Consider the following 26,442-nt stretch of genomic DNA (forward strand, 5'->3'; position numbering starts at 1 on the left):
TCGACACCGACCACTCCATCCACGACCGGGAGGAGGGGGAAACCCGGCCGCGCACCGCATGATCCCGGACGCCAAAGACTCAGGTCACGAACCTACAACCGCGTGTCGCGAGTTAACCAGCAGGATCTGGGCCCTGACCAAAACCGTGTTCGAGCGGACCGGCCTCGACAGCGGCCGCACCAACGCCCCGCCCACCTGCTGGTACTGCATCCCGAAGGCCCTGGAGGAGTGCCCCATGCTGCGTGACGATTTCTCCCTCTACACGGTGGCCATGGCCACTCCGGCCGGAGTGCTGGCCGACATGTACCGGCCCGGGATCCTGCGCGGCTTGGAACCCGCTGGGCACAACGTCTTCGTCGCCTGGGACGACTACCAGCACCACCGGTACGCGCTGGCCGCCGCCCAGGTGGTCGAGCTGCACGGCATGCAGCCCGTGTGCCCTTAGGGCGGCCCTGCCCCCACCTGGCGTGAGGGCTCCAAGACCGGGAGCACGAACACCATGCCCGTAAAGCGCTCGGTGCCTCTGGTTGTGGCCGCAGCGCAACATCCACACAGTTGACGTGCGATCACCAGCAGTACCCGTATGCTCGCCATCTACTCGACCGACCGGAAGACCACCATGACCGATGCCCTGATAGACGCGCTAAACGACGCTTTCCCTGACCGGCCACTGCGGATAGGGACCCGCAGCTCGCCCATGGCCAAGCACCAGGCCAGCGACGTCCGCGACCGCATCCAGAAACGCATCCCCGGCCTGGACGCCGAGCTGGTCCCCATGCAGACCAGCGCCGACCTGTGGCCGGGCGACCTGGCCGAACTGGGCGGCAAGGGCAACTACACCAAGGAGATCGACCGCGCCCTCATGGCCGGGCAAGTCGATATCGCCGTCCACTGCATGAAGGACGTGCCCGGCGACGTCCCCCTCCCTGCGGGGCTTGCGTTCGGGTGCCTACCTTGAGCGCGAGGACGTGCACGACGTGCTCGTCACCCGCGACGGCACCCCGCTGGCCGGCATCCGAGCAGGCTCCGTGATCGGCACCAGCTCCGTCCGTCGGCGGGCGCAACTCCACATGTACCGGCCCGACCTGCGCAGTGAGCGCATCAGGGGCAACGTCAACAGCCGCCTGGACAAGCTCGACAAGGACCCGCAGTACGACGGGCTGATCCTTGCCCGCGCCGGCCTCAGCCGGATAGGCGCCCTCGACCGGCACATCGAGGTCCTGCCAATCGAGTTCCACCCGGCGGACAGCGCGATCGTCAGCATGGTCCCGGCCGTAGGTTCCGGAGTGATCGGCATCCAATCCCGGCAAGCCGACATCCTGATCATGCAGCTCCTCGACGAGCTCAACCACCCCGCGACGGCCGCCCACATCCTGGCCGAGCGAACGATGCTGCACATGCTGCGCGGCCATTGCAACAGCCCGATCGCTGGGCACGCGAGCACGACCCCGGACGGCCAGATGTCGCTGTACGGGATGGTGTTCAACCGCGACGGCTCTCAGTTCGTGCGCTCCCACCTGTGGGGCGACCCGGCCGACCCTGCCACCCTCGGTTCCCGCGTCGCCTCCGACCTGCTCCACCAGGGCGCCCGCTACTTGATCACGGCGACTCGTAAATGACCGCTGACATGCCGCGCTCTACTGATGCCGCTTTGGAGGGCTGCGCGATCACGGCCCACTTACTGGCGGCCGACCAGGCGGGGCGCTGGCTTCTCCTCCGCACCGCGCGTGACCACAGCCGGTGGCAGTTCCCGGGGGGACGAGTGCTCCCCGGCGAACGCCCACGCGAGGCGGCGCAACGCGAGGCGGCCGAAGAGACCGGTCTCGACTTGCCAGCGACCGACTTCCTGATCGCCTCGTGGGTCTCCGGTGAGCAGCGTGACCGCATCGCCTTCCTGTTCGCCACCCGGACCCTACTCAATCCCGATCTGCAGGCCATCAAGATCGACGGCAAGGAGGTGGACTCCTGGTGCCTCGTCGCGCCTGAGCCCGCGAATCTGCCGGTTCATCCGTTGCTGGCTGAAAGGCTGTCCGTCATCAACACGGTGGGGCCGGGCCAGTACATCGAGCAGAGGCCTCAGAAACGCGAAAAGCGCCTCGCCCCTCCCGAATAAAGCTTCTGGAGGAGGAACGGGGCGCTCTCGCGTGTTCGGTGACTACTGGTTCCGCCGGGAGGTCCGGTCGCGGGGTGTGCCGGGCCTTCCAGCCGGGGACCCCACTAACGCTAGCTGTAGTGCTTGCGGAAATATGAAGCGATCACAGCCTCACCTGGGAGATTCCATGAGGAAGAGCGCACCAGAAGAACTCCGGACCGAGATGGTCCGCATGTACGAGGGCGGCATGAGCATCCGCGCCATCGGCCAAGCAACCGGCAGGAACTACGGAGGCGTCCACAAGATCCTGGAGGACAGAGGCATCACCTTCCGGTCGCGCGGCGGCAACCGGAAGAAGACCACAGCGGCAGCAGTTGGCGGCAACTAGTGCTGCGAAATGTCCGGCAAATGCCCGGCTGCGGCCCTGGTCCGGGTCCTTTCCGGAGGCGAAACTGCTGTCAGCCCGGCTTTCGGGTCACCAGAAGCGGACATGCGTCTGCGCTGTTAGAACCGAATAAGGAGACGACCGTGCGTACGAAAATCATGCGGATAGGACAAGTGGCCATCGCCGCAACCGCGACGGCTCTAGCCATGACCGCACCTGCACAAGCCCACACGTCCAGGGCGGGAAACGATTGGGGCTTCGCGGAGATCAACTCCAATCACACGGAGCTGACTGTCTGCAGGATCCTCGGAACCTACCCCGATTCCGACGTCTGGGGCACGGTGAGGTACAGCGGCGGCACTCTCATCCGCTATGACGCGCCGACGCTCAGCGGCATTTGCCGAATCCACCCCCTGCGGTCCAACCCCACCGAATTCAGATTCTGCTGGCGGCCTTCAGGAACGAACAACCAATGTACGGCGTGGAAGGGCGAGTGACCTCTCCTGCAGTTTCTGTCCTTCTTGGTCCGTGAGGCTGCGGACCTTGACCGGTCGCGCCACCTTGCCTCCCAGCCACCGGTCGAACATGGTCAGGACTAGCTGCGCAAACGCGAAAAGCGCCCCGCTCCTCCACAAGGGAGACACCGTTGGCGAAGTAGATCAAACAGAAGCGGCCCCATGATCACCTCTGTGATCATGGGGCCGTTGTTGTCGTTCTTGCTCGCGGATGGAGTTGTGGGTGTCGCTGCGTTCGACTGGTTCAGATCAGATCCCGGCGGCCACCCTGACGGTAGCTCGCGCAGCTGGGCTTCCCCCCGTAACGTGGAGACCGAACCAAGAGAGGTTTGGTCGTGGCAGGAACCACGAGGCGTCGCTTTGATCCGGAGTTCCGGGCCGGAGCGGTGAGGATCGTCAAGGAGACCGGCAAACCCGTCGCTCATATCGCGCGGGATCTGGGTATCAACGAGTACACGCTGCACAACTGGGTGCAGATGGATCGGCACGCCACAGGGCAGGCCGGGCGCGACAGCAACGGGGGCGGCAAGCTGAAGGAGTCCGAGCAGGAGGAGCTGGCGCGGCTGCGGCGGGAGAAAGCCGAGCTGGTCAAGCAGCACGCCGAGGAGAAGGCCGCCTGGGAGAAGGAGCGTGCCGAGCTGGAGGACGAGCGTGATGTCCTCAAACGATCCGTGGTCCTATGGGTCAAGGACTCGCTGAACCGATAACCGTGGTGGAGTTCATCGAGTCCCAAAGGGCCGAGTTTGGCGTCCCCCACAAGATCTGCTTTCGTGCGCTGGGAGTATCGCCCTCGTGGTTCTACAAATGGAAGAACCGCAGGCCGACAGCTCGGGAAGAGCGGCGCGCCCATCTGGACGAGGAGATCAAACGGCACTTTGCCGCCTCCGGCGGCACCTACGGATCGCCACGTATCACCCAGGACCTGAGGGTCGAGGGCTGGAAGCTGTCGGAGAACACCGTGGCCAAGCGGATGGCCGAGCTCGGCTTGGCCGGGCGGAGGCCGAAGAAGCCGCGTTCGCTGACCCGGCAGGGCAAGCGGCCGGCTGCGCCGGATCTGGTGCGGCGCAAGTTCACCGCGGTCTCTCCGGACGTGCTGTGGGTCGGCGACGTCACGATGATCCGCACCGATGAGGGACCGCTGTACTTGTCCTCGGTCGAGGAACTGTTCTCCCGCCGGCTGCTCGGCTACGCCATGTCCGAGCACCATGACGCGGCGCTGACGGTCGCATCGCTGCAGATGGCCGTGGTCACGCGCGGTGGTGACGTGGATGGGGTGACCTTCCATTCGGATCGCGGGTCGGAGTACACCGCCGCCCGCTACCAGGCCGAATGCCGCAAAGCACGGGGTGGTGCAGTCGATGGGCCGGGTCGGGTGCGCGCTCGACAATGGGGCCGCCGAGTCGCTCAACAGCACACTGAAGGTCGAGTTCATATACCGGCACCGCTTCCGCACCCGCGCTGAGGCCCGGCTGAAGATCGCGACCTGGATCGCGGACTTCTACAACGTCAAGCGCAGGCACAGCGCCAACGACGGGCTGCCGCCTGTCACATTCGAACGTCAGATGATCGAGAAGAGGCAAGCATCAATGGCCCTACTGAGAGCCGCTGTGGCATAGGACCGTCTCCACGGTTTGAGGGGATTGACAGTGGTGGTGGATGCTGCCGTGAGCAAGTGCGGTTGATCAATCACTCCAAATTCGTTGGACGTCTGTCGAACATTCTGCGACCATCCGCACGGTGACAGATGAAGCTGATCAACAGACGTCGTTCCCCACCAGTTCGAAGCAAGTGCGCTTTGTCGAGTTGTCGAGCGCCGCGATGTCCGCTCTGCTCGATGGGGATCTGCCCGCAGCCAGTGACACGGCTGGGGTCGCGCTGACTGAGTACTTCATGACAGATAGAGCGCGGTGGCTGTGGCAGGTTCGGCTCGACCAGATGGCCGCCGATCCCCGCCACGCGCAGTGGATAGCGCGGCAGGCGGTGACCGGGCCTGAAGGTGTCGTCATCGGTCATGCCGGATTTCACGGACCGCCCGATGAGGCGGGCATGGTGGAGATCGGCTACGCCGTCGCTCCTGACTTCCGCCGCCAGGGCTATGGCCGAGCCATCCTGATCGAGCTGTTGCGCCGGGCCGCGGCCGAACCGGAGGTCAAGACCGTACGGGCGACGATCAGTCCCGACAATGTGGCGTCCCTGGCCACGATCGCCGGCTTCGGCTTCGTCCAGGTCGGCGAAGATTGGGACGAAGAGGAAGGTCTCGGACTCATCTTCGAAGTCCCCGCCAACCGCAGCTGCTAGGTGCAACCAACCCGGTGAAGGTTACCGGTCACAGCATCCCGAGCCCCGCCCTCATCCTGTTGCTTTCAGCGGTGAAGCTGGCTCGGCATACAGCTCCTAACACAGGAAAGGCCCCGTGATCACGGGGCCTTTCCTGTTCGGTGTACTTCGCCAACAGCGTCTCCACAAGGGAGAAGCGGGGCGTTCCCGTTTCGATTGGCGGCTTACCGCTGCGAGTCAGGCAGGGTCCGGCCGCGGGGTGTGCCGGGCCTTTGAAGCCAGCCACCGCCGCCAGCGCGGTCGGCAACAGCGGCAGGCTGATCGCCTCAACCCAGTCGGGCAGAAACGCGATCACCGACGGGTCGTCGACGACCGCCTGCAGCACCGCCATACCGGCGACACCAGCCAGGTAGGACGCCAGGGTCATCGCCTTGACCTTGGTCTCGACGGGCGGCTTCGAGTAGGTAACGGGTTCACCGTGCATGTGCCCCTCCTTAGGGACAGCCCGCCATCACGGCGGGGGATCTGCGGGAAGGTTGAAGATCAGACGCGGGGCGGCCACGACCACTGACCGTGGTCCGGGCCCTCGGTACGCGACGTCGCCCAGTACGAGTTGTTGCCGTCGAGGAACACCTGGAGGTTCACGGTCCTCTCGGCGCCCTCGAACGTGCGGACCACGATCGCCGGGTAGACCTCGCCGAGCTTGACGGGGGAACGGACGACGCTCTGGCCGCCGAACGACTGCATCGACTCCAGGTTGATCATGCTGACGTCGTGGCCGGACAGCTTGTAGTGGACGATCCGGCCGAGCGTGGGCTTCGGGGTCGTCTCGGTGGGGGTGGACATGGGTCCTCCTTGGAAGGTCGTGCCGAAAGCGGAATCGCTATCAGCGGCAGACATGCTGATCTTGGCCATCGAGACCCTCTCGACGACCGCCGCGGCGCTCTTGTGCGGGTTGATCATCCGTAGACGCAGCTGGTTGCGGGTATCGAGCGAGAACTGGCCGCCGATGTTCTCCTCCACGCGGCCGTTCACGTCCGCGCGGGCCGTCAGCCGCCAGGCGTCGTCCTTGAACGTGTTGCCGTCCCGGCTGTAGCGCGACCAGGCGATGTCCACCTCCGACCCCGGCGGCAGACCCCGGACCTTCACCAGGCCGTCCACGATGCACCAGCGCGAGTCGGGGGCCAGGACCGCCACACCGTCGTCCCGTGCGCGTTCGGGTCGTCGGCGTACTCGGTGTGCCAGCGCACCGCCAGCTCACCGCCGGCAGGGACGTCCTGGTCCTCACCGGCACTCAGAGAGATGACCTCGGGCACGTCTTCCTCCTGCTGCTTGATCGGGGTTCCGGCGCTGTTGATCAGCGCGGCGACGCGCGCCCGGAACGTGGACATGTTGAGGCTGTGCGGGTCGGGCTTCTGCGTGTTGACCTCCTTGTGGCCCATCACCCTGGACGCGGGCAGGCCGAACGCGCGGCACAGCTCGGCGCACAGTGCGTGGTAGGCGTCGATCTGCACGCTCGGCCACGGGCTGCGGCCGTCGTTCTCGGCCTCGATCCCAATTGACGCGCCGTTGCGGTGGTGCGGGCTCGTGCTCGGCGCGTTGTGCCAGCACCGCCCAGCGGCAACGACCCAGATCCGGCCAGTGTGCTGCAGCCAGACGTGGCTGAGCGGGCCGTCGAGCCCGGGGCGGCCGTTCACGACGATGTGCCGGTCATTCCATCCGGCGGTGTGATGGCACACCACGCCCTCGACGGAAGGCTGCGGCCCGTGCCCACGGGACTTCTACCCGCCCACCTCCGTCACCGGGAAGCCCGTCTTACGGGCGATGTCGGCGAGTTGCGTCAGCCACGGCATGTCAGTTGTCCCCCTTGGTCGTCGATTGGTCAGCCCCGGGTGAGCTGAATCAGCGCGATCACCGCGGCCGCCACCATCACCAGCAAGCCGACAATGGCGACGATCTGCTTGGTTCGCTCGGTGAGCTGGGTGCGCGTCACGGCCTCCCGCTCGATGGCGTCCAGGCGTGCCTCCATCGCCGTATAGCGGGCTTCGGCGGCCGCGCGGTCCTGCTCGACCTTCTGCGCGAGCTCCGCGTGCCGGTCGTCCACCTGGTCCAGGCGCTGCAGGATGAGCGCGGTGGAGCCATTGGTCTTCTCAAAAATCTGGACTCGATGCTGCTTGACGAGCCGGATCCGCTCCAGGTGCGCGGCCAGCCGGTCAGCGTCGGGCACGCCCGGCGTCCAGCACGTAGGCAGACCGTGCGTCTCCTGCAGCACCGCGGCCGCGCCCGGCTGCACGCTGGCCAGGGCGTCGTCCGGGTCCGGGATCCACGGCTCATGGAGCACGATGTCGAGCAACGTCGTCATGTCGTCGGGGTCGATCCCGTACTCGGCGCATCGCCACTCCCAGGTGGAGTGGGGGATGATGTGCAGGTGCGCGCCGCCGTCCGGCCGTACGCGGCTGATCCCCCACATTGGTTCGGCGCCGTAGTGGGTGGCGAGCTGGCCGGCCTGTTCTCCCCCGTTCTGCAGCAGGCTGGTCGTGCTGTAGCCGAGTTCGGCGTCCCAGACAGTCCAGATATCGGGCATGCGGGCACCCTTCTCTTTTCCGATGATCAATGGCGGTGCGCCCACCAATACAGCGCCTTGCCGCTATACACGCCGCCGCCCTGAGACCAGACGGTGCTGAAGGCGTTTTGGTTGGACAGGTCCTCGCACCAATAGAAATTCGCGCTGGCCGCGCCGTCTCTCACCGTGCAGACGGGCCCCATGTTGGACGCCATGGTCGGCCCGTAGGTGACCGTCCCACCCACGTAGCCGGGCGCGCTCACAGCAGACCCGGCGTGCACGGTGTCGTACGGATCGGCGGTGTTGGTGTCCCACACCCGGCCGCGTAGATACCAGCGGCCGGAGCTGTTGCAGTGGATGTAGGACTGCGAGCTGGAGAACCCGTCGTCATAACCGAACCGGCCATACCCCTCCGCGACGTCGAGGCCGCCGCCCTTACGGGTGGATGACGACGGCTGCCGGATGCCAAGCCGCACCAGGCCGGCGGCGACCTGCAGCTCAGCGCGGGCGGTGCCGCCCGAGTTTGTGCCGGACGTGATGAACGTCGTCGTCTCGCCGGGATAGAACCCATCGACGGCGTAGAACCGCGAGTAGTTCGTATTCCCAGCCGGGTAGAAGCGCAGGTCAAGCGTGGCGGAGTCGAGCACGAACCGCTGCCCGGTCGCCCCGCTGCGAACAACGGAGCCCGTGATGGTCTTGCCGTTGATCGCATCGGCGTGGAGCTTCGCTGCGGTGATTGCGTTCGCTGCGATCTTGTCGGCCTCGATGGCGTTGGCCTGGATGTGACCCGCCTGAATCGCCCCTGCCTGGATCAGCGCGGCCGTGATCGTATTCGCGGTGATCTTCGCATTGCCGGGGATCGTGCCGTCGATGATGTGCTCGGCGCCGTCGATCACAGCGCCGATCAGGTCCGTGTCCACCAGCGGCGACGTCGCGATCGTCGCCACCGCCGACACCGCCGACTCGTTCCCCGACCGGTCACGAGCGGTGAACCGGAACGCGCGGTCCGCGCCGTACGGCTGGCCAGGCACGACGATCGAGCCCGCAGCATCGAGGTAGCCCACCTCGGCCACGCCATCCGGCGTCAGCGGGTCGTCCATCCAGATCCGCAACCGCTCGAAGTCGGACGGCATCGACACCCCGCCGACGCCGAGCCCGTCCCACACGACGTGGATCACGCCCAGCCGCGTCGCAAGCTTCGGAGCGGTCGGCACCGGCGGCGGCGTCGCGTCGTCGGGGACGAGCTCCACCACCTGGCCAGAGAAGACGCCCTTCACCCCGCCCGAGGTCGCCCGCACCTTCCACGCGTACTCCCAGCCGACCACCAGCGGCGACACCGTCGCCATGGTGTCGCCGGACGCGGTCTGCGCGACCAACAGCCACAGCTCGCCCGCCTGGTTGCGACGGGCGTACACCTCGTATCCGTCGATGCCGAGAGCGACGCCGTTCACGTCCTGCGTGACGGCGTTCCACGTCACCGTGGCCTGCCCGGCGCGCATACCCGTGCTCATCCAGGTACGCCGCCGGCTCGACGATGAGGCCCAGCGGCGCTGCCGGAACCCGGTCCTGCGTCTCCGGTGCAGGCTCACCGCCCGAACCGCCCGACGACACCCCGCCGTCGAGAATCCCGGCCGCCTGCCTGGCCAGCCGGATCTCACGCTCCAGGAAACGGTCATTCAGGACGACGTTGCCCCCGAGCTGGCCGTCCGCGTCCACCGACAGCGTGATCTGCCGCAGACGCAGCGACTGCATCTCCCCGGCGTCGCCCGGCGCGAGCAGGTAGTCCCCCGGCTGGTAGTCCGCGAACGGCAGCCACCGCGCGAGGTTGAACAGCAGTCCGCGGGTGACCTGCACCCGCTCCTGGCCGACGCGCTCCAACGCGTTCTGGCCCAGCAGGGTAGCGGTACCGCTATCAGAGACGCCGTTCTGCGACTGGTAGGCCTCCCACCTACCCCACGGCACGACCGCGCTGGGGTTGGTCACCTCCACCGACAGGCCACCCTCGCCGCCGATCAGGATGGCCGACACGGCATCCTCCAGCGTGCCCGTGTCGGGCGCCTCGATGATGTCGCGTCCCAGCCGCAGATCCACCGGCGACGAACCGGACGCCTTGTCAGCGCCGAGCACCGTGTCCGGGTTGTACGCCTGCAAGGTGCGGCCCTGCATCCGCCAGTTGATGACGCCCTGCTCGCCCAGGTTGATCAGGACGGCTAGCAGGTCCTTGCCGGGCTCGATCGCCAGCGTCAGCGTCTTCGACCACGGGTCGCCCGCGCTGTCGTGGGTGGTCGAGAAGTCGTAGCTCAGGCCGGCCAGCGCACCGCGCGCCTTGCCCTCCTGGATGAACGTCGCGAGTATCGCCCCAGGGCTGACCGCGTTGAACGGCCGCTTGCCGTCCACCATCGACCCGTTGGGGTTCAGCACAACCTTGGGCAGCATCCACGACCAGCCCGGGGCAGTCGTACGACCTGGACCCGGCCCGGTCCGCAACGCGGCCTTCGACACCTATGGACAGCGGTGGCTGGCCTCCCGGGCCGGCATCGACCCGGCCTCCGTCATCCGCTATGAGTCGATGTACCGGCTCCACATCCGGCCGAAGTTCGGCAGGCGCAAGGTGGGGTCGATCAAGCCGTCCGAGGTGCAAGCATTCCTTGCCGAACTCTCTGAGCGGTACGAGGCCTCAACCCCAATCACGGCGCTTCTTGTCCTCCAGGGCATCCTGGATCTCGCCGTTGCCGACGAGAAGATCAAGAAGAACCCGGCGAAGGCCGAAATCGTCAAGGCACCAGCGCACGCGTACAAGAAGGTGGTCCCGTGGCCCGATCTGGTGGTCCTCTCGCTCATCGCCGCCCATCCTGAGCATCTGCGTGCTATGCCTGTCCTCGGTGCTGGATGCGGCATGCGGGCGGGTGAGTGGTTCGGCCTTGCACTCGAAGACGTGGACTTCGAGGAGATGACCATCCACGTCCGACGCCAGGTCAAGAAGCTGAACAGCGAGTTCGTGTTCGCCCTGCCTAAGAGAGACAAAGAGCGCACGATCCCCATGTCTCAATGGGTCGCGGAGCATCTTCGCGCGCACATCGACGCCCACACGCCGCGGCCGTACACCTTGCCCTGGGAGAAGACCAGCGGAAAGCCACGTACGCACAACCTGCTGTTCCGGTGGGCGACCGACGACTTACACGTCCGGCACCGCAACTACGACGAGACTGTCTGGAAGCCTGCGCTCGTCGCGGCCGGGGTCATCCCCGAGCCGGTCAAGGACGCAAAAGGTAGGCGAAGGTACTTCACGACTCGGCAGCAAGGTACGCACCAGCTCCGCCACTACTTCGCCAGCGTCACACTGGCAGGTGGCGTGACGATCAAGGACCTATCCGAGTACCTGGGACATGCCGACCCGGCGCTTACTCTCCGTGTCTACGCTCACATGCTGCCTTCGTCGCATGACCGGGTCCGCGAGGCCATCGATCGGCAGTTCCGGCGACCCGAAAGCCACTGAGACAGAACTGAGACAGAGCTGAGGTCCAGCGCAGTTGCGAGGGGCCGGTGAGGGGTGACGTGCCGCAATGATTGTCTTGCGGTCACGCCACCCCTTTGAGGTGCAATGTTCTCAGCGGACAGGCAATCCGGTGACGGCGCGGCCGATGATCAACCGCTGGATCTCCGACGTCCCCTCGAAAATGGTGTAGATCTTGGCGTCCCGGTGGAAGCGCTCGACCGGATGCTCCCGGGTGTATCCTGCGCCGCCCAGGATCTGGATCGCCTGCTCCGTCACCCACACCGCCGTCTCCCCCGCCACCAGCTTCGACATCGACCCCTCCGCCTGCGTGAACTGCCGGCCATTGCGCGCCATCCATGCCGCCCGCCACGTCAGCAGGCGGGCCACGTCCACCCGCGTGGCCATCTCGGCGAGGAGGAAGGCGATCGCCTGGTTCTCGCCGATCTTGCGGCCGAACTGCTCCCGCTCGCGGGCGTAGTCCCTGGCGTACTCGAAGGCCGCGCGTGCGATGCCCACGGCCATGGCGGCGACCGACGGGCGGGTGGTCTCGAACGTGCGCATCGCCGCCTGCTCGCCCGCGCGCTCCCCATTGCGTACGCGCGCCAGCCGGGCGTCCAGCTTGTCCTTGCCGCCGAGCAGGCAGGAGCCCGGTACGCGCACGCCGTCCAGGATCACCTCGGCCGTGTGGGAGGCGCGGATCCCGTGCTTGCGGAACTTCTGGCCCATGGACAGCCCGGGTGTGCCGGGCGGGATGACGAAGGACGCCTGGCCCCGGGTGCCGAGTGACGGGTCGACCGAGGCCACGACAACGTGGACGTCGGCGATGCCGCCGTTCGTGGCCCAGGTCTTGACGCCGTCCAGGACCCAGTCGCCCTTGTCATGGACGGCGCGGGTGCGGATGGCGCCGACGTCGGAGCCGGCGTCCGGCTCTGAGGCGCAGAAGGCGCCCAGCTTGACGTCGTTCGCCGTGCCGAACATCTGCGGCAGCCACTCCCCCATCTGCTCCGGGGTGCCGTTCGACGCGAGAGCGGCGGCGGCCAGGCCGGTGCCGACGATGGCCAGGCCGATGCCCGCGTCGCCCCAGAAGATCTCCTCGAACGCCACGGGCAGCGCCAGCCCGCTCTCCTCGAACCACTGGGTGGCGAAGAAGTCGAGGGAGTACAGGCCGATCTTGGCCGCCTCCTGGATGACCGGCCACGGGGTCTCCTCCCGCTCGTCCCATTCGGCGCCCGCCGGGCGGATCACGTCACGGGCGAACTCGTGCACCCAGTCGCGTACCTCGACCACGTCATCGCTGGGCTCCAGGCAGAAGCCGGCCATGTGCGCACTCTCCTCGGGCGAGTTACCGTTGGTAACACCTTACCGGCTGGTAGCCATGGGACGGAATGCCGGGCCTCGGTGCCGATCCGCCTGTCGAGATGCCCTCGCGGAGGCCAGTACGGCCAGGGCCGCCAGCCCCATGCCGATCGCGAGGCCGTACATCAGCGGGGTGAATCCTCCGAACGCGGCGGCCACCTGCGGTCCGACGCTGCCGCCGACCGCGAGAGCGAAGGAGAACAGCGACAGCGCGGTTCCCCGCGCCTGGCTGGCGCCGGCGGAGATGGACTCGTTCAGGCTGGGCAGCCCGCCGGTGATGGCGCCGACGTAGACGGCGAGCAGGAGCACCAGCGCGGCGGCGCCGGTCAGACCCACGGCCGCGAGCGCGAGGGCGCCGGCCGACAGGAACGCCGCGGCCCTGACGGTCGCGGGGATGCGGGCCAGCCAGGGCATGAGGAGGGGCACCAGGACGATCGAGGGAAGCCCGGCCGCCCGGAGCGTGAGCAGTTCGGAGGACGACGACACGCCGTAAATCTGCAAACCGGTGTACACGGCCACGAAGCCCACCATCAACATGATCGTGGCGACGTACCGGAGACTGAGAACGCGGTGGAACAGCAGGCCCGGCACCGCCCGATAGACCGACAGCAGCGAACCGGCGCCCGCGCGCGGTAGGTCGGGCAGCATGACCGCCCGCACGCCCAGGAAAGCCAGCAGGAAACCCGCCGCCGACAGCAGGAACAGCCCGCGCCAGCCGACCGTGTTCACCATCAGCTGGGCGGCGACCTGGAGCAGCACGGCCGAGGCGAGGAACGCGCCGGTCACCGCCGCGATCGCGACCACCCGCCGGCGCGGCTCCACCCGTTCCGCCAGGTACGCCATGCCCGCGGGCGGGAACATCGCCACCGCCAGCCCCTGCACGGCCCGCAACACGAACGCCACCTCAGGGGACGGACTCAACGCCACCGCCGCCGAGGTGAGCGCGGCCAGCGGCAGCCCGATCATCAACAACCTGCGGCGCCCGTAACGGTCGGACAGCGGGCCGAACACCAGGAAGCCGGCGCCGTACCCGATGCCGAACGCGGTCACCAGCCAGGTCAGCCCGCCCGGCGAGGAGCCCCAGCCGGCGGCCATGTCGTGCAGCAGCGGGATCACGACGTACAGCTGGCCGCTGACCAGCACGGCGGTGAGGGTGAACGCCGTCATCGTGCGCCCGAACGGGGCGCGGGCGGGGGCCGGCGAGGTCGCCGCGGAGTGGGGCGGCGCGCAAGGAGAGGTCATTGCCATGCGGCGGACGCTACACCAACCAACTAGTTGGATGTCAACTGAATGGTTGGATTACAACCAACTGGTTGGTGGCTATGATGGGCCGCATGGCACCCAAGGTCTCGACCGCCGCCACGCGCGCCGCCCTGCTGGAGGCCGCACGGGAGGAGTTCGCCGCGTACGGCGTGGCGGGCGCCCGCGTGGATCGCATCGCCGAGCGCGCCGGCGTCAACAAGGAACGCATCTACGGACATTTCGGCAGCAAGGAGAAGCTGTTCGATGCCGTCATCACGGAGGCGCTCGACGACCTGACCACGCAGATCGCCCTCCCGGGGGCCGATCCCGCGGAGTACGTGGCCAAGCTGACGGACTACTACCACACGCATCCCGAGCTGGTGCGGCTGCTGATGTGGGAGGCGCTCAACTACCGCGGTCCGGACCTGCTGCCCGGGCAGGAGGCACGGGTGGAGCGCTGCGCCCGCAAGACACGTTCGCTGGCGGAGGGGCTGGGGGTGGAGCCCTCCGCGAGGGTGGCGCGGATGGTGTTCCTGCTGACGGGGCTGGCGTTGTTCCCGTCGATGGTGCCGCAGCTCGGGCGGATCATCCTGGGCGATGCCGCGGACGACCACGAGGCCATGCGGGACCAGATCGCCGAGATCGTGGCAGCCGGCTTCAAGTAGCGGCGGCCCGCGTGCGACGCCCAGCAGGGGTTACGGGGCTATGGTGATCATGGGCGGGCGTTCGCCTATCCCGATGTCGCGGAGCAGGACGTCGTGCCCGTCCAACCTCCTGCGGAACTGCGTCAACCGGACCGAAGGCTCGTGGCAGGCATGGATCTTGCCCTGCCGCTGCAACCGCGACCAGGCGGCCAGCATGATCTGGGACGCCATCCCCCCGAGCGCCTCGGTCGACTGCGGTGAGTGCTCGCGCGACCCCAGGTCCACCTGGGCGAGCGCGTCCAGCCCGGCCAGTTCCAGCAGGTCGATCAGGAGCCCGAGCTCCACGCCGTAACCGGTGAGGAACGGCACCCGCTCCAGGGCCGAGCGGCGGCCGGCGTACTCGCCGGCCAGGGGCTGGACGAAGCCGGCCAGTTGCGGCCAGTGGAGGTTGATCAGCGGGCGGGCCACCAGCTCGGTGACGCGGCCGCCCCCGTTGGAGGCGCCGTTCAACGGGCGGTCATAACAGCCCTTGGAATAGACCACGGTGGGGTCCGCTAGGAGCGGGCCAAGCAGGCCAAATATCAGCGAAGCACGAAATTTCCGGATATCTGCGTCGGCGAACACCAGCACGTCCCCCGAAGTCACCGCCAGCGACTTCCAGAGCGCCTCGCCCTTGCCGTCCAGCGGCACGAGCTGCGGCAAAATCTCGTCCTGGGCGTGCACGGAGGCCCCCGCCCGCGCGGCCACGAGCGCCGTGTCATCGGAGGAGCGCGAGTCGATCACCACGATCTCGTCGACGAGCCCGGCCAGCTCCCGCCGGATCACCCTGACGATCTCGCCCACGGTCGCCCGCTCGTCGCGGGCCGGGAGCACCACGCTCACCGTGGTCTCCCCTTTGGCGGCCTTCAGGTCCCGGAGCGGCCAGTCCGCGGCGGACGAAGTACGGCGCCGCAACCATCCCCGCACTTCAGGAAGCATGCGACACCTCCCCCCGTATCCCCACATTTCAGCTTATGCGGTGGTGGCGTGCCGCTCCAGGAACGTATACACGTCGGCCTCGTCCACCCCCGGGAACGAGCCCGGCGGCAGCGCGGCCAGGACGTGCGAGTTGGCGCGGGCGGACGGCCAGGCGTACCCCTCCCAGCGTTCGGCCAGGTCAGCGGGCGGGCGGCGGCAGCAGTCGCCGTTGGGGCAGTTGGATTTGGTGCGGTTGGTGGTCTCCCGGCCCCTGAACCAGCGCGACTCCTTGTACGGCACACCCAGCGTGATCGCGAAGTCCCGCTCGCGCGACGGATCCACGTGCGCCACGCAGAAATAGGTCCCGGTGGGCGAGTCGGAGTACTGGTAGTACACCGAGAACCGATCGGGCGAGGCGAACACCTGCCGCCCCGACCACTGCAGGCACATCCGCTGCCCCTCGATGGCCCCCTGCTCGTCGGCCGGGAAGACGATGCCGTCGTTCTCGTACGCCTTGTAGATGGTGCCTCCGGCGTCATTGCGCACGAAGTGGCAGACGAGGCCCAGGTGGTGGGTGGCGAGGTTGGTGAAGCGGTGGGCGGCCATCTCGTACGAGACCGCGAACACGTCCCGCAGATCCTCCACCGACAGCGCCCGGTCGGCCTTGGCCTCCTGGAGGTAGAGCGCGGCGGCCCGCTCCGGGACGAGGACGGCGGCGGCGAAGTAGTTCGCCTCGGTGCGCTGGCGCAGGAAGTCGGCGAAGTCGCGCGGCTTGCCGTGGCCGAGCGCGAGGTGGCCGAGGGTCTGGAGCAGGATCGTACGCGGGGTGTGCATGCCGAGCTGCTCGTGCTTGACGTAGATGCGGCGGTTGCGGAGATCCGTGATGGAACGCACGGACCTGGGCAGGTCTTGCGCCGTGTGCACCGTGTAGCCGAAATGCGTGACCAGGCTCTGGATCATGCTCTGGGACAGCGCTCCCGTACGGTAGCCGACCGCGTCGAGCGCCTTGGCGGCGGCCTGCTCGATCTCGCCGAAGTAGTTGCCCACCTCGCGCTGCATGCGTCGCAGCTCGGCGTTGGCGACCCTGGCCTCCTCCGGAGTGGCGGTGCCGCGGGCCTGCCTGGCGCGCAGCTCTCCGTACAGGCCGAGGAGATGTTCGAGAACGTCGTTCGGCACGCGTGCGGAGACCTTCAGGCGCGGCAGCCCGAGCCCGGCGTAGATGGGGTCGCGCTGCGCCTCCTCCAGCGCGATCTCGAGCTGGGCGCGGCGGTTGGGCGCCTGGCGGCGCAGCAGTTCCTCGACGGGCACGCCCAGGGCGGCGGCCAGCCCCTTGAGCAGCGAGAGCTTGGGCTCGCGCTTGCCGTTCTCCAGCAGCGACAGCTGGCTGGGCGCCCGGCCGACGCGCGAGCCGAGGTCCGACAGGGTGAGTCCGCGCTGTTTCCGCAGGTGGCGCAGGCGCTGGCCAAACGCAATCAGATCGAGCTCCTGCGTCAAAGACAGCGGTTCTTCACCTAGCAAGGGCGCCATGTGGGCATCTTAGGCAGAAATTCGGCCCATTTTCTAGCCTCCGAGCCGAGCCCTGCGGCAGCGGCCGCGTCACTCGGATTGGTCTAGTCCAACGGGAAAACTCTGGATTTCTTCACAGCTGAATACCCGCGAGTAATGCACAATCAGGAAACTTATTCGATTCTTCTGTCAGGTTTCGACTATTGACCGGCCCGGCCAGGGCACAGACTCGGCGTGAGCCCCAGGGGACGAAAAGGAGTGAAAAATGATCGATCGCCTCAAGGGAGCTGCCGAGCAGCTGCAGGACGAATGGGACAACGACCCTCGCTGGGAGGGCGTCGAGCGCACGTACCGCGCAGAGGACGTGATCAGGTTGCGCGGCAGTGTGCAGGAGGAGCACACGCTGGCCCGGCTCGGCGCCGAGCGGCTGTGGGAGCTGCTGCACACCGAGGACTATGTGAACGCCCTCGGTGCGCTGACCGGTAACCAGGCGGTCCAGCAGGTGAAGGCGGGCCTGAAGGCGATCTACCTGTCCGGCTGGCAGGTCGCCGCGGACGCGAACCTGGGCGGGCAGACGTACCCGGACCAGAGCCTGTATCCGGCCAACTCCGTCCCCGCCGTGGTGCGCCGCATCAACAACGCGCTGCTACGCGCCGACCAGATCACCTGGTCGGAGGGCGACCCGGACGCGCCGCACTGGCTGGCGCCCATCGTGGCCGACGCCGAGGCCGGCTTCGGCGGGGTGCTGAACGCGTTCGAGCTCATGAAGGGCATGATCGCGGCGGGCGCCGCGGGCGTGCACTGGGAGGACCAGCTCGCCTCCGAGAAGAAGTGCGGCCACCTGGGCGGCAAGGTGCTCATCCCGACCGGCCAGCACATCAAGACCCTGAACGCCGCCCGCCTCGCCGCGGACGTCGCCGGGGTCCCCTCGCTGATCGTCGCGCGGACCGACGCACAGGCCGCGACGCTCCTGACCAGCGACGTGGACCCGCGCGACCAGGAGTTCACCACCGGCGAGCGCACCGCGGAGGGCTTCTACCGGGTCAGGAACGGGCTGCGGGCCTGCATCGCCCGCGGCCTGGCGTACGCGCCCCACTCTGACCTGCTCTGGATGGAGACCGGCACGCCCGACCTGGACGTGGCCCGCGAGTTCGCCGAGGCGATCAAGGCCGAGTATCCCGACCAGATGCTCGCCTACAACTGCTCGCCGTCGTTCAACTGGAAGAAGCACCTGGACGACTCCACCATCGCCAAGTTCCAGCGGGAGCTGGGGCACATGGGGTACAAGTTCCAGTTCATCACGCTCGCCGGGTTCCACTCGCTGAACTACAGCATGTTCGACCTGGCCCAGGGGTACGCCGCCGAGGGCATGTCGGCGTACGTGGAACTGCAGGAGGCCGAGTTCGCCGCCGAGCCGCGCGGGTACACGGCCACCCGGCACCAGCGTGAGGTCGGGACCGGCTACTTCGACCTGGTCAGCACGGCCGTGGCGCCGGACTCCTCGACGACCGCGCTCAAGGGCTCGACGGAGGAGGAGCAGTTCGCCCACTGATCTCGCCGGACCGCCCTCCGGGCATGCGGCGGTCCCCGGCGACGGCCGCGCCAGTTCTCCCCCAGCACTGGCGCGGCCTTTCTCATGCAACAGTTTCCGCGCCTTGTTCCTCTCGGAGGTGAAGGAACGACGAAGGGCGAGGGGTGTTGGAAGCTGATCCCCGGTTCGCGCAGTTCGTCGCCGAACGCGGCGACGCGCTGCTGCGCTACGGCTACGTGCTGGCCGGCAATCCGCACGACGCGGCCGACCTGGTCCAGGAGGCGCTGCTGAAGTTACGCGGCGCCTGGTCCCGGTTGCGCTCGAAGGAGAACCCGGAGAGCTACGCGCGTACCACGATGGCCAGGCTGCACATCGCCGCCTGGCGCCTGCGCAGGCGCGAGCTGCTCGCCTGGGACCTGCCGGAAGGCGAGCACCACGACCCGCTGCCCAGCGGCGACGAGCGCCGGATGTGGCAGGCGCTCGCCGGCCTGCCGCGCAAGCAGCGCGCGGTGCTGGTGCTGCGCTACTACGAGCAGCTCGACGACGCCGAGATCGCCGCCGTGCTCGGGATCTCGCGCGGCACGGTACGCAGCCAGGCCTCCCGCGCGCTGGACAAACTCCGCGGCGCCGTCCCGTCCGAGTCGATGACCAGGGGGAACGTACGATGACCGAGGTTGAGGAGACCCTGCGCAGGACGCTCGGCGAGGCCGCCGGGCAGGCTCCCCGGCTGCCCGCACTGCTGCCCGAGCGGCTGGAGCGGATCCACCGGCGCAGGAGGGGACGCGCCCGGGTGGCGCTGGCCGCGGCGGCGGTCGTGCTGGTCACGGGCGCGACCATGGCAGTGGTACGGGGCGGCGACACCATCACGGCGGTGCCCGCCACGCAGACACGTTCCGAGCGCCCCGCCGAACACGTGGAGAAGGTCTGGCCGGAGGCGGTGCGCAAGGTCCCGGCAAATGGACCCGGGGTGGTGCCGTGGCGGCCGGTCGCGGTCATCGACGGTCGTACGGTGCTCATGGAGGCTTCGGCCGAGTCCGCGCGAACGGGCGCCGTCTACGCCTACGACCTCGACGGCGGCGCGGAACGCAGGATCGCCACCGTCCCGGCGCCCGAAGGCACGGTGGGCTTCGCGAACGGCTTCGCCGTGGGGAGCGGTCACGTGGCCTGGTGGACCCAGACGAAGGACCGCGTCGCGCACCTCTGGACGGTGCCGCTGGACGGCGGCACGGCGGAGGTCGTCGCCGACCACCGCCTCGACGTGACCGACGACGGCAGCGGGATCGACGGGCTCGCCATAGCCAACGACAAGATCGTTTTCTCGCTCTACACGGGCGGCGTCTTCACTGTGTCGCTTGAGGGCGGCGCGGTGCAACCGGTCGACAGGGGCACCGGAATGCACCTGCTGTCCTGGCCGTGGGTCGGCACGCCCGCGGCGGGAGGCGAGCCCCGCGGCACCCGGTTCGAGCGGATCCTGAACGTGGAGACCGGCGAGGCCAGGACGGCCATCGTCAACCCGGGCGAGAAGCTGCACACGTGCGGCGTGACCATCTGTCTCGGCCAAACCGAGGACGGCGAATCCTTCTTCCGTAAGCGCGACGGTTCGGAGCAGAAGATCGTGCCCGGCAACGTGTCCCCGTTGCGCCCGCCGACCCAGGACCGCTTCTACGTCTCGACGTACGGCGACGGGAAGCCCGAGGGTGTGGGCCTGTACGACCTGAACACCGGCGAATCGGGCGACCTGGGCATCCGTGGTGAGAGCACCTTCATCAGGCTGCCGTCCTCGGATCCGACCGGCAGGCTCCTCAGCTACCCCCTCGGGAACGACCTCTGCCTGATCGATCTGGCTAAGATCCGGTAGCCGTCGGCGTCTCCGAGACGGACACGGTCGGGCCCGGCGACTCGCCGGGCCCGTCCTGAGGGATCGTGGTGATCGACTGCGATGGCTGCGGGCAGTCCCTTCTGGCCGCGCTCCCCCGCCGCCTCCCGGCCGGACTCGCGCACTCGCCCGGATCATCGGGGGCCTCGGGACCGCTCGTGGCCGGCGGCTGGAACGTGTTCTTGCGTTCGGGCGACGGGCTGCGCAGGGTGAGCGGGCTCCTCGTGCGCGTGGTGGTGGCGAACACCGTGGGCGTGGACGTGGTGGGTGCCGCCGTCCCGGCCCGGGTGAGCGGCACGGGCCGGGTGGGGGCGGCCGAGGGCCGGACGGTGGAGCCGGCGCTGCCATGGGGCTGCACGACCGGCGGGTTGCCCGGCAGCAGCGAACCTCCCCCGATGCTCGTCCCGTCGCCGCCCGCCGCCGCGATCACCGTGATGGCCGCGATGGAGACCGTGGCCAGGGCGGCGAAACTGGCGTGCGACAGGTGCGCCCCCGCACTCCTCCTGCGCCTCCTGCGCATATCGGAACGCTCCACACCGCTCTCCGGGCCGGAGTCCGTGTCGCCGGGCGGCCACGCGAGGCGTACCCTGCCTCCCCCGGGCGGATAGGGCACCGGCGTCCAGATCTCCTCCAGCACCCCGGCCACCGCCTGCCGCAGGTCCCAGGGCCCGCCGACGCCACCGGCGGCCAGCAGCACCCGCAGCAGGTCGGGGGACCTGGGGCGGTCGGCGGGATCCTTGGCCAGCGCGGCCTCGACGGCGGGCCGGAGCATGGCGGGCACGCCCGCGAGCCGCGGCGGGTCGAACAGGATGCGCCGGGTCAGCACATCCGCCTCGCCGCCGCCGAACGGGTGATGCCCTGTCGCGGCGAACGCCACCAGGCACCCCCACGCGAACACGTCCGACGCCGGCACCGCGGGGCCGCCCGTCAGGCGCTCCGGCGCCACCCAGCCGGGACTGCCCATGACCTGCCCGGCCTGCGTGTGCGCGGCCAGCGTGTCGACGTCGCGCGCGATGCCGAAGTCGATGACGTGCGGCCCCCGCGTGGACAGCAGCACGTTGCCCGGCTTGAGGTCCCGGTGGACCAGCCCTGCCTCGTGCACCGCCACCAGGGCCGCGGCCACGCCCAGCGCCACGCCGTACGCGAGGTCGGGCGTGAGCGGCCCCCTGGCCCCGACGACCTGAGAGAGCGCCGGGCCTGGGATGTACTCGCTCACCAGGTAGGGGCGGTCCTTGTCGGTGCCGTCCTGCACGACCGCCGCCGTGCAGAACGGCACCAATCTTCGCGAGAAAGTCACTTCCTCAGCGAAGCGCGCGCGTAACGTGGCATCGTTGAGATGCACCGCATGCGGCGTCTTGAGTGCTACCAGGCCACCCTGAGGGTGTTCGGCCAGATACACCACTCCCATCCCGCCCGTGCCGAGGCGGCCGAGGAGCAGGTATCGGCCGATGATGACCGGGTCGCCCACCGTAAGCGGTCGCACGCCAGGAGGCATGTCACTCGCACCACGCGCCATCCGGTTTTCGCCTCTCCTGATCAGGGACACGGCAAAGCACACTGTGGCCGGATCCGCGGAGGCTTTCCGCATGTCTGCCATAAGGGGTATTGCAGGTAAGGCGGTCGTTCCTCCGGGGTTAGTAAGGGCTGTGGTTCGACGGTCTGAAGTGGTGTTCCGGCCTGGCGTGCCGGAGGAGAATGCTCCACCCGGGTCCCGGATGGGCCGGAGCTCGGGGCGGTCCGGCCCGGGGCGCGCGTGGGCTCAGGAGGTGGGGCGGCGGCGGAGGCCGAGGGCGCCGATCACGATGCCGATGACGCCCACCACCAGGCCCGCGCCGCCCAGGAGGCGGGCGGTGCCGTCCGAGGTGGACGACTGCGCCGCCACCGGAACCACCGAGGGCGTGGCGCCGGCCGGAGCGGCGGAGGCCGTGCTGTGGCCGTCGCTGTGCCCGTCACCCGCGCCGGCGGCGACCAGCTTGAGCGTCGGGGCAGGGTGCTCGGGCTCGGTGCCGTCCGCCTTGGGCGGGTCGGCCCAGTCCACCACCTCACCGCCCGAGTACGTCTGCTTCGTCGGGAACGTCAGCGACTGCGTGTCCTTGGGCAACTGCCCCATGGACACCTCGAACTCCTGGAACTCCCCCGGATTGATCTTGCCCCCCGACCACATGACCTTGGTCACGGCCTCCTCGAGGTCGCCGTACTCGGTCTTGACCGGCTTGGGCAGCTTGCCCTGGGTGACCTTGACGTCCCAGCCGGGCAGGGGCTTGACCGACACGAACGCCAGCGGATGGTCGGTCGGGAAGCTGACCTCGATCTTGACGGTCGAGGCGTTGTCGCGCTCGTTCGGCACCCGGAACGCGACCTTGGTGAACCCGCCCTGCTCGGCGGTGCCCGGCTGGATGGTGACGTGGGCCAGCGCCGGGATGGCGAGCCCGGCGGTGAGGGCGGTGGCGGCGGCGAGCACGGTCGCCGCACGGCGTACGAAGGACATGCGAAGAACTCCACTTGGTGAACGGGAAATGAAAGGGGTGTCAGATGGTCAGGCGGGAAGTGGAGGACCACGCCTGGCCACGCAGTGCCGGAACTCCGGCTGGAGCGGGACGACCCTGGTCAGCACGATCGGCGCGGCAGCCCGTACGAGAGGCACGGCGACCGCCGGCAGCAGCACGAGACGGCGGCCGATGAGGCGCAGCAACGACCAGAGCGCGGCCTCGCCGCGCGCCAGCCACAGGCCCGTGATCAGCGTGGCCGTCACGTGCGTGAGCAGCATCCCGGTGTTGACGGCCAGGCCGCCCTGCAGGTGGCTGTGCACGGCGGCGTGCGTCGAGAACAGGCCGCGCAGGGCGAAGTAGGTCTCGCCGTCTCTCGCGAACAGCTCGTGCAGCCCCAGCTGGGCGGCCACCAGGACGACGTTGATCGTCGCCGTCGAGCGTTCCCTGCCGCACAGCGCCAGCCCCAGCGCGGACACGCCCGCGAGCCCGAGACCGGCGGCCCCTGGCGCGGGCGCCGAGCCGCCGCCCAGCATGTGGGCGAACGCGGCGAGAGTCACGCAGACGGCGGAGAAGGCGGCCGCCCGCGCGAGCCTTAGAGGGAGTTGCGCGCGCATGGGTGTGCTCCATGCTCTCACGGGGCAGTCACTCATGAGACCTGTAGTGCGAAGCTGCACAACTCCTGTCCGAAATGGACCATTTGTCGCTAAGGTCGTGCCGACCGCGTTGACATCGAGGTGAGAACGTTGCGGCACTTGGGTGGTTTCCTCATAGGGCTTGTGGTGACGGCAGCCGTGGTGGCAGGCGGCGGCTGGGCCGTCCAGCAGGTCGTCGGCAATGCGGCGGCGAACCCCCCGGACAGCCAGAAGATGTGGATCGCGCTGGGCGCGATGGCCGCGATCGGGCTGGTCTTCGGGTTGGTGGTGGCGGGCCGGATATCGCCGCTGGCGACGTTCGTGCCGTCGATGGTCCTGCTGGCCTGGACGGTCGTCTACGCCCTCGACATGAACAGGGCGCTCTCCCTCATCCCGAGCGAGCCGTCGGTCAACCAGCTCATCAGGGACGTCGGCTTCGGCGCCAAGACGTTGCTCACGACGGGCGTGTTCGCCCTGCTCGGCGTGGCGCTCTTCATCCCCGTACTGATGCCGTCGCGCTGGTCGCGGCGGGACGACGAACTGGACGAGGACTACGAGAGCACGCCGGAGGGCAGCTACTACTGAGGCGCGGCCGTGTAGAGGCGGGTGACCACGTCCTCCAGGCTCGCCTGGTCGGGCGCCGTGGCCATCAGGTCGTCGAGGGTGCCGTCGAACGGAGAGGTCCGTGGGCACCTTGCTGGAACGTTTCGGCCAGCAGACCCACAGGCCGCCGTTCTTCGCCAGGAGGGCCATGGCGGCCGGGAACGTCTGGTGAAGTGCGGCGCTGTCAGGGCAGAAGACCAGTATGACGTCGTACGGGCCGGTGGCCGGCGTCCGGTGCACCTCGTACGACGAGCGTGTCACAGTGCCGAAATATCCGCGTAAGCGATGAGATACTTACCGGCCGGTAGGACGATCTCGTCGGGGGAAGGAGATTCGTCGGAGGGTCAATATGCGGATCGACAGGGACTTGGTGCCTGAGTACCCCTTGAGCTGGCAGGCCCGCGCGCTGATCGGCCTGATGCACGGCACCCTGAAGCCGGCTTCGACGATACTCATGCGCCATCCTCTCGCCCTGGCCTGCGCCGCCCGCCTCGGTGATCTCGGGCGGCTGGTCCGGGTGCCTCAGCCCGAGCACGTCACCGTCGCACCCGAGGCGTTCTCGGCGTGCGAGGGCGAGTGGGTGCGCGGCGGCCCGGGGCTCGACGATCGCAAGGTGGTGCTCTACTTCCACGGCGGCGGGTACTTCTCGTGCTCGCCGCGTACGCATCGGTCCATCACCTGGCGGCTCTCGGTGGCGGCCAAGCGGCCGGTGCTGGCGCTGGACTACCGGCAGGGGCCCGTGCACCCGCTGCCGGACTCGCTGGCCGACGCGCTGGACGCGTACGACTGCCTGCTGGGGCGCGACCACGCGCCCGAGGACATCATCCTGGCCGGGGACTCGGCGGGCGGCCACCTCACGCTGGCGACGTTGCTGGCGCTGCGCGACCGCAAGCTCCCGCTGCCGGCGGCGGCGATCTGCCTGTCGCCGTGGGCGGACCTGACCGACTTCCCCCGCCGCGCGAACCGCTGGCAGGACCCCATGCTCCCGGCCGGCCGGGTGCGGTGGCTGGCGCGCCGGTGGACCGCCGGTCTCGACCCGCACGATCCGCTCGTCTCCCCCGTGCTGGGGGACTTCACGGGGCTGCCGCCGCTCATGATCGTGACCGGGTCGACCGAGGTGCTGCGCGATGAGGCGAGGAGAGTGGCCGAACGGGCACGCCTGGCCGGAGTCCAGGTCCGGTACGAGGAGTGGAAACACATGCCGCACGTCTTCCCGATCCTGGCGGACGTGCTGCCCGAGGCGCGGCTGGCGTTCCGGCACATGTCGTATTTCCTGCGAGCGGTCGCCGCCCGGCGCGCGTCCACGGGCGATATCGCCGCGGCGTGAAATTCGCCACTGCCCCTTTCGTGATGATCGGCGTACGCTGACACCTCGGAGAAGTGTAAGGTTAGGTATACCTAACTTAAGTCAGGGGGCCTGTTTGATGGCTGAGAAGCCCACGGATCACCATCGGGGCGTCGTCCTGCGGACCGAGCGGATCTCACGGAACATGGTCCGCGTCGTGGTCGGAGGCGACGGGCTGGCCGACTTCGCCACCTCCGGGTTGACGGACCACTACGTCAAGCTGGTCTTCCCGTACGAAGGGGTGGAATATCCCGAGCCGTTCAGCGTGAAGACCTGTCGCGAGACGATGCCGCGCGAGCACTGGCCGCGGCTGCGGACCTACACCGTACGCGCCTGGGACCCCGACAGCCGTGAGCTGACCCTCGACTTCGTGGTGCACGGCGACGAGGGGCTGGCCGGACCGTGGGCCGATCGCGCCGTCCCCGGCGACGTCCTGCTCATGCTCGGCCCCGGCGGCGGGTACACGCCCGACCCCGCGGCCGGCTGGCACCTGCTGGTGGGCGACGAGAGCGCGCTGCCGGCCATCGCGGCCTCGCTGGAGGAGCTGGCGGAGGGGGCGCTGGCGCACGTTCTGGTGGAGGTGGACGCGCCCGAGGACGAGCAGAAGCTCGAGACCGCCGCGGACGCACGGATCACCTGGGTCTGCCGGGGCGAGCGCCCCGTGGGCCAGCGGCTCGTGGAGGCGGTGCGGGCGCTGGAGTTCCCCGAGGGTGAGGTGCACGCGTTCGTGCACGGGGAGGCGGGGTTCGTCAAGGAGCTCCGCCGCCACCTGCGGGTAGAGCGGGGGATCGGGATGGATCGGCTGTCGATCTCCGGATACTGGCGGGCCGGGGCCGACGACGAGCAGTGGCGCGAGATCAAGCGCGACTGGAACCGGCAGCTCGAGGCCGAGGAGGCGGCGACGCTCGCCTCGTAGAGGCCTCCGGCCGCCCG

The 26,442-nt window shown here is 68.7% G+C and carries 29 protein-coding genes; 17 read left to right on the plus strand and 12 right to left on the minus strand.

The window, feature by feature from the left end:
- Positions 1–145 precede the first annotated feature (145 nt).
- The 9 genes from ABN273_RS18365 (at position 146) to ABN273_RS18400 (ending at position 5,290) form a co-directional block, all read left to right on the plus strand.
- Entirely contained in the window at positions 146–445 is a 300-nt protein-coding gene (locus tag ABN273_RS18365) for a hypothetical protein (protein ID WP_349450119.1), read from the plus strand.
- A 138-nt stretch (positions 446–583) separates the two neighbouring features.
- Positions 584–958 (plus strand): hypothetical protein, encoded by a 375-nt coding sequence (locus tag ABN273_RS18370; protein ID WP_349450120.1) that lies wholly within the window; start codon positions 584–586, stop codon positions 956–958.
- A complete protein-coding gene (gene hemC, locus ABN273_RS18375) occupies positions 936–1,619 on the plus strand; it encodes a hydroxymethylbilane synthase (protein ID WP_349450121.1) in 684 nt (227 codons plus the stop codon). The genes ABN273_RS18370 and hemC overlap by 23 nt, the downstream gene beginning before the upstream one ends.
- Positions 1,616–2,113 carry an NUDIX domain-containing protein gene (locus ABN273_RS18380; RefSeq protein WP_349450122.1) on the plus strand — a complete coding sequence of 166 codons (498 nt, stop codon included), beginning with the start codon at positions 1,616–1,618 and terminating at the stop codon, positions 2,111–2,113. The genes hemC and ABN273_RS18380 overlap by 4 nt, the downstream gene beginning before the upstream one ends.
- Positions 2,114–2,279: 166 nt before the next feature.
- Positions 2,280–2,480: a helix-turn-helix domain-containing protein gene (locus ABN273_RS18385; protein ID WP_349450123.1), complete on the plus strand. Its 201-nt coding sequence runs from the start codon at positions 2,280–2,282 to the stop codon at positions 2,478–2,480.
- Positions 2,481–3,327: 847 nt separating this feature from the next.
- Positions 3,328–3,699, plus strand: coding sequence for a transposase (locus tag ABN273_RS18390; RefSeq protein WP_349450124.1), 372 nt, complete (start codon positions 3,328–3,330; stop codon positions 3,697–3,699).
- Positions 3,700–3,701: 2 nt separating this feature from the next.
- Positions 3,702–4,454 carry an IS3 family transposase gene (locus ABN273_RS18395; protein WP_349450125.1) on the plus strand — a complete coding sequence of 251 codons (753 nt, stop codon included), beginning with the start codon at positions 3,702–3,704 and terminating at the stop codon, positions 4,452–4,454.
- Positions 4,351–4,608: an integrase core domain-containing protein gene (locus ABN273_RS59495; RefSeq protein ID WP_502911058.1), complete on the plus strand. Its 258-nt coding sequence runs from the start codon at positions 4,351–4,353 to the stop codon at positions 4,606–4,608. The genes ABN273_RS18395 and ABN273_RS59495 overlap by 104 nt, the downstream gene beginning before the upstream one ends.
- Positions 4,609–4,729: 121 nt before the next feature.
- Positions 4,730–5,290, plus strand: coding sequence for a GNAT family N-acetyltransferase (locus ABN273_RS18400; RefSeq protein WP_349450126.1), 561 nt, complete (start codon positions 4,730–4,732; stop codon positions 5,288–5,290).
- A 28-nt stretch (positions 5,291–5,318) separates the two neighbouring features.
- On the opposite strand, the gene ABN273_RS18405 is transcribed toward ABN273_RS18400, so the two are convergent.
- From ABN273_RS18405 to ABN273_RS18425, 5 genes are all read right to left on the minus strand, one after another.
- Positions 5,319–5,753 (minus strand): hypothetical protein, encoded by a 435-nt coding sequence (locus ABN273_RS18405; RefSeq protein ID WP_349450127.1) that lies wholly within the window; start codon positions 5,751–5,753, stop codon positions 5,319–5,321.
- Between the two features lie 59 nt (positions 5,754–5,812).
- Positions 5,813–6,466 (minus strand): hypothetical protein, encoded by a 654-nt coding sequence (locus ABN273_RS18410; protein ID WP_349450128.1) that lies wholly within the window; start codon positions 6,464–6,466, stop codon positions 5,813–5,815.
- Entirely contained in the window at positions 6,415–7,011 is a 597-nt protein-coding gene (locus ABN273_RS18415; RefSeq protein WP_349450129.1) for a peptidoglycan recognition protein family protein, read from the minus strand. The genes ABN273_RS18410 and ABN273_RS18415 overlap by 52 nt, the downstream gene beginning before the upstream one ends.
- A gap of 140 nt (positions 7,012–7,151) precedes the next feature.
- On the minus strand, positions 7,152–7,853 hold the full coding sequence (locus tag ABN273_RS18420; protein ID WP_349450130.1) for a hypothetical protein: 702 nt from the start codon (positions 7,851–7,853) through the stop codon (positions 7,152–7,154).
- 957 nt (positions 7,854–8,810) lie between these two features.
- Positions 8,811–10,268, minus strand: a complete 1,458-nt coding sequence (locus ABN273_RS18425) for a hypothetical protein (protein WP_349450391.1) — start codon at positions 10,266–10,268, stop codon at positions 8,811–8,813.
- Here ABN273_RS18425 and ABN273_RS18430 point away from each other — a divergent pair.
- On the plus strand, positions 10,171–11,328 hold the full coding sequence (locus tag ABN273_RS18430; protein WP_349450131.1) for a tyrosine-type recombinase/integrase: 1,158 nt from the start codon (positions 10,171–10,173) through the stop codon (positions 11,326–11,328). The two genes, ABN273_RS18425 and ABN273_RS18430, sit on opposite strands and share 98 nt — an antisense overlap.
- A gap of 111 nt (positions 11,329–11,439) precedes the next feature.
- Here ABN273_RS18430 and ABN273_RS18435 read toward each other — a convergent pair whose 3' ends face one another.
- Together ABN273_RS18435 and ABN273_RS18440 are read right to left on the minus strand one after the other, a co-directional pair.
- Positions 11,440–12,648, minus strand: a complete 1,209-nt coding sequence (locus ABN273_RS18435) for an acyl-CoA dehydrogenase family protein (RefSeq protein WP_349450132.1) — start codon at positions 12,646–12,648, stop codon at positions 11,440–11,442.
- A 39-nt stretch (positions 12,649–12,687) separates the two neighbouring features.
- Positions 12,688–13,932 carry an MFS transporter gene (locus ABN273_RS18440; protein WP_349450133.1) on the minus strand — a complete coding sequence of 415 codons (1,245 nt, stop codon included), beginning with the start codon at positions 13,930–13,932 and terminating at the stop codon, positions 12,688–12,690.
- 86 nt (positions 13,933–14,018) lie between these two features.
- Here ABN273_RS18440 and ABN273_RS18445 point away from each other — a divergent pair, with 86 nt between their 5' ends.
- Positions 14,019–14,591, plus strand: coding sequence for a TetR/AcrR family transcriptional regulator (locus ABN273_RS18445; RefSeq protein ID WP_349450134.1), 573 nt, complete (start codon positions 14,019–14,021; stop codon positions 14,589–14,591).
- Between the two features lie 30 nt (positions 14,592–14,621).
- On the opposite strand, the gene ABN273_RS18450 is transcribed toward ABN273_RS18445, so the two are convergent.
- Together ABN273_RS18450 and ABN273_RS18455 are read right to left on the minus strand one after the other, a co-directional pair.
- The gene (locus ABN273_RS18450) at positions 14,622–15,548 is read right to left on the minus strand and encodes a glucosyl-3-phosphoglycerate synthase (RefSeq protein ID WP_349450135.1); all 927 of its coding nucleotides are present in this window, start codon (positions 15,546–15,548) and stop codon (positions 14,622–14,624) included.
- 33 nt (positions 15,549–15,581) lie between these two features.
- The gene (locus tag ABN273_RS18455; protein ID WP_502911059.1) at positions 15,582–17,054 is read right to left on the minus strand and encodes a helix-turn-helix domain-containing protein; all 1,473 of its coding nucleotides are present in this window, start codon (positions 17,052–17,054) and stop codon (positions 15,582–15,584) included.
- Positions 17,055–17,298: 244 nt separating this feature from the next.
- Here ABN273_RS18455 and aceA point away from each other — a divergent pair, with 244 nt between their 5' ends.
- The 3 genes from aceA to ABN273_RS18470 all read left to right on the plus strand — a co-directional run bounded on the left by aceA (position 17,299) and on the right by ABN273_RS18470 (position 20,422).
- Complete coding sequence (aceA, locus tag ABN273_RS18460; protein WP_349450136.1) at positions 17,299–18,585, plus strand: isocitrate lyase; 1,287 nt, start codon at positions 17,299–17,301, stop codon at positions 18,583–18,585.
- Positions 18,586–18,728: 143 nt separating this feature from the next.
- Positions 18,729–19,232 carry a SigE family RNA polymerase sigma factor gene (locus ABN273_RS18465; RefSeq protein ID WP_502911060.1) on the plus strand — a complete coding sequence of 168 codons (504 nt, stop codon included), beginning with the start codon at positions 18,729–18,731 and terminating at the stop codon, positions 19,230–19,232.
- Positions 19,229–20,422 (plus strand): TolB family protein, encoded by a 1,194-nt coding sequence (locus ABN273_RS18470; RefSeq protein WP_349450138.1) that lies wholly within the window; start codon positions 19,229–19,231, stop codon positions 20,420–20,422. Before ABN273_RS18465 ends, ABN273_RS18470 begins: the two co-directional genes overlap by 4 nt.
- On the opposite strand, the gene ABN273_RS18475 is transcribed toward ABN273_RS18470, so the two are convergent.
- The 3 genes from ABN273_RS18475 to ABN273_RS18485 form a co-directional block, all read right to left on the minus strand.
- Positions 20,409–21,923: a serine/threonine-protein kinase gene (locus ABN273_RS18475; protein WP_349450139.1), complete on the minus strand. Its 1,515-nt coding sequence runs from the start codon at positions 21,921–21,923 to the stop codon at positions 20,409–20,411. The genes ABN273_RS18470 and ABN273_RS18475 overlap by 14 nt on opposite strands.
- Before the next feature lie 276 nt (positions 21,924–22,199).
- A complete protein-coding gene (locus tag ABN273_RS18480; protein WP_349450140.1) occupies positions 22,200–22,928 on the minus strand; it encodes a YcnI family copper-binding membrane protein in 729 nt (242 codons plus the stop codon).
- A gap of 48 nt (positions 22,929–22,976) precedes the next feature.
- Positions 22,977–23,543, minus strand: a complete 567-nt coding sequence (locus ABN273_RS18485) for an MFS transporter (protein ID WP_349450141.1) — start codon at positions 23,541–23,543, stop codon at positions 22,977–22,979.
- 165 nt (positions 23,544–23,708) lie between these two features.
- Between ABN273_RS18485 and ABN273_RS18490 the strand changes: the two genes are divergently transcribed.
- The 3 genes from ABN273_RS18490 to ABN273_RS18500 all read left to right on the plus strand — a co-directional run bounded on the left by ABN273_RS18490 (position 23,709) and on the right by ABN273_RS18500 (position 26,425).
- Complete coding sequence (locus ABN273_RS18490; protein ID WP_349450142.1) at positions 23,709–24,146, plus strand: hypothetical protein; 438 nt, start codon at positions 23,709–23,711, stop codon at positions 24,144–24,146.
- Positions 24,147–24,534: 388 nt separating this feature from the next.
- Entirely contained in the window at positions 24,535–25,491 is a 957-nt protein-coding gene (locus ABN273_RS18495; RefSeq protein ID WP_349450143.1) for an alpha/beta hydrolase, read from the plus strand.
- Between the two features lie 97 nt (positions 25,492–25,588).
- Positions 25,589–26,425, plus strand: coding sequence for a siderophore-interacting protein (locus ABN273_RS18500; RefSeq protein ID WP_349450144.1), 837 nt, complete (start codon positions 25,589–25,591; stop codon positions 26,423–26,425).
- Positions 26,426–26,442 lie beyond the last annotated feature (17 nt).

Origin of the sequence: Nonomuraea sp. B19D2 (assembly GCF_040137845.1) — a bacterium.
Classification (GTDB): domain Bacteria; phylum Actinomycetota; class Actinomycetes; order Streptosporangiales; family Streptosporangiaceae; genus Nonomuraea.

Bases quoted from the DNA above. Each gene is read 5' to 3' on its own strand.
- ABN273_RS18370 (WP_349450120.1), top strand. From the start codon at position 584: ATGCTCGCCATCTACTCGACCGACCGGAAGACCACCATGACCGATGCC.
- ABN273_RS18380 (WP_349450122.1), top strand. From the start codon at position 1,616: ATGACCGCTGACATGCCGCGCTCTACTGATGCCGCTTTGGAGGGCTGC.
- ABN273_RS18385 (WP_349450123.1), top strand. From the start codon at position 2,280: ATGAGGAAGAGCGCACCAGAAGAACTCCGGACCGAGATGGTCCGCATG.
- ABN273_RS59495 (WP_502911058.1), top strand. From the start codon at position 4,351: ATGGGCCGGGTCGGGTGCGCGCTCGACAATGGGGCCGCCGAGTCGCTC.
- ABN273_RS18405 (WP_349450127.1), bottom strand. From the start codon at position 5,753: ATGCACGGTGAACCCGTTACCTACTCGAAGCCGCCCGTCGAGACCAAG.
- ABN273_RS18420 (WP_349450130.1), bottom strand. From the start codon at position 7,853: ATGCCCGATATCTGGACTGTCTGGGACGCCGAACTCGGCTACAGCACG.
- ABN273_RS18430 (WP_349450131.1), top strand. From the start codon at position 10,171: ATGAACGTCGCGAGTATCGCCCCAGGGCTGACCGCGTTGAACGGCCGC.
- ABN273_RS18425 (WP_349450391.1), bottom strand. From the start codon at position 10,268: ATGCTGCCCAAGGTTGTGCTGAACCCCAACGGGTCGATGGTGGACGGC.
- ABN273_RS18435 (WP_349450132.1), bottom strand. From the start codon at position 12,648: ATGGCCGGCTTCTGCCTGGAGCCCAGCGATGACGTGGTCGAGGTACGC.
- ABN273_RS18440 (WP_349450133.1), bottom strand. From the start codon at position 13,932: ATGGCAATGACCTCTCCTTGCGCGCCGCCCCACTCCGCGGCGACCTCG.
- ABN273_RS18445 (WP_349450134.1), top strand. From the start codon at position 14,019: ATGGCACCCAAGGTCTCGACCGCCGCCACGCGCGCCGCCCTGCTGGAG.
- ABN273_RS18450 (WP_349450135.1), bottom strand. From the start codon at position 15,548: ATGCTTCCTGAAGTGCGGGGATGGTTGCGGCGCCGTACTTCGTCCGCC.
- ABN273_RS18455 (WP_502911059.1), bottom strand. From the start codon at position 17,054: ATGGCGCCCTTGCTAGGTGAAGAACCGCTGTCTTTGACGCAGGAGCTC.
- aceA (WP_349450136.1), top strand. From the start codon at position 17,299: ATGATCGATCGCCTCAAGGGAGCTGCCGAGCAGCTGCAGGACGAATGG.
- ABN273_RS18470 (WP_349450138.1), top strand. From the start codon at position 19,229: ATGACCGAGGTTGAGGAGACCCTGCGCAGGACGCTCGGCGAGGCCGCC.
- ABN273_RS18480 (WP_349450140.1), bottom strand. From the start codon at position 22,928: ATGTCCTTCGTACGCCGTGCGGCGACCGTGCTCGCCGCCGCCACCGCC.
- ABN273_RS18485 (WP_349450141.1), bottom strand. From the start codon at position 23,543: ATGCGCGCGCAACTCCCTCTAAGGCTCGCGCGGGCGGCCGCCTTCTCC.
- ABN273_RS18500 (WP_349450144.1), top strand. From the start codon at position 25,589: ATGGCTGAGAAGCCCACGGATCACCATCGGGGCGTCGTCCTGCGGACC.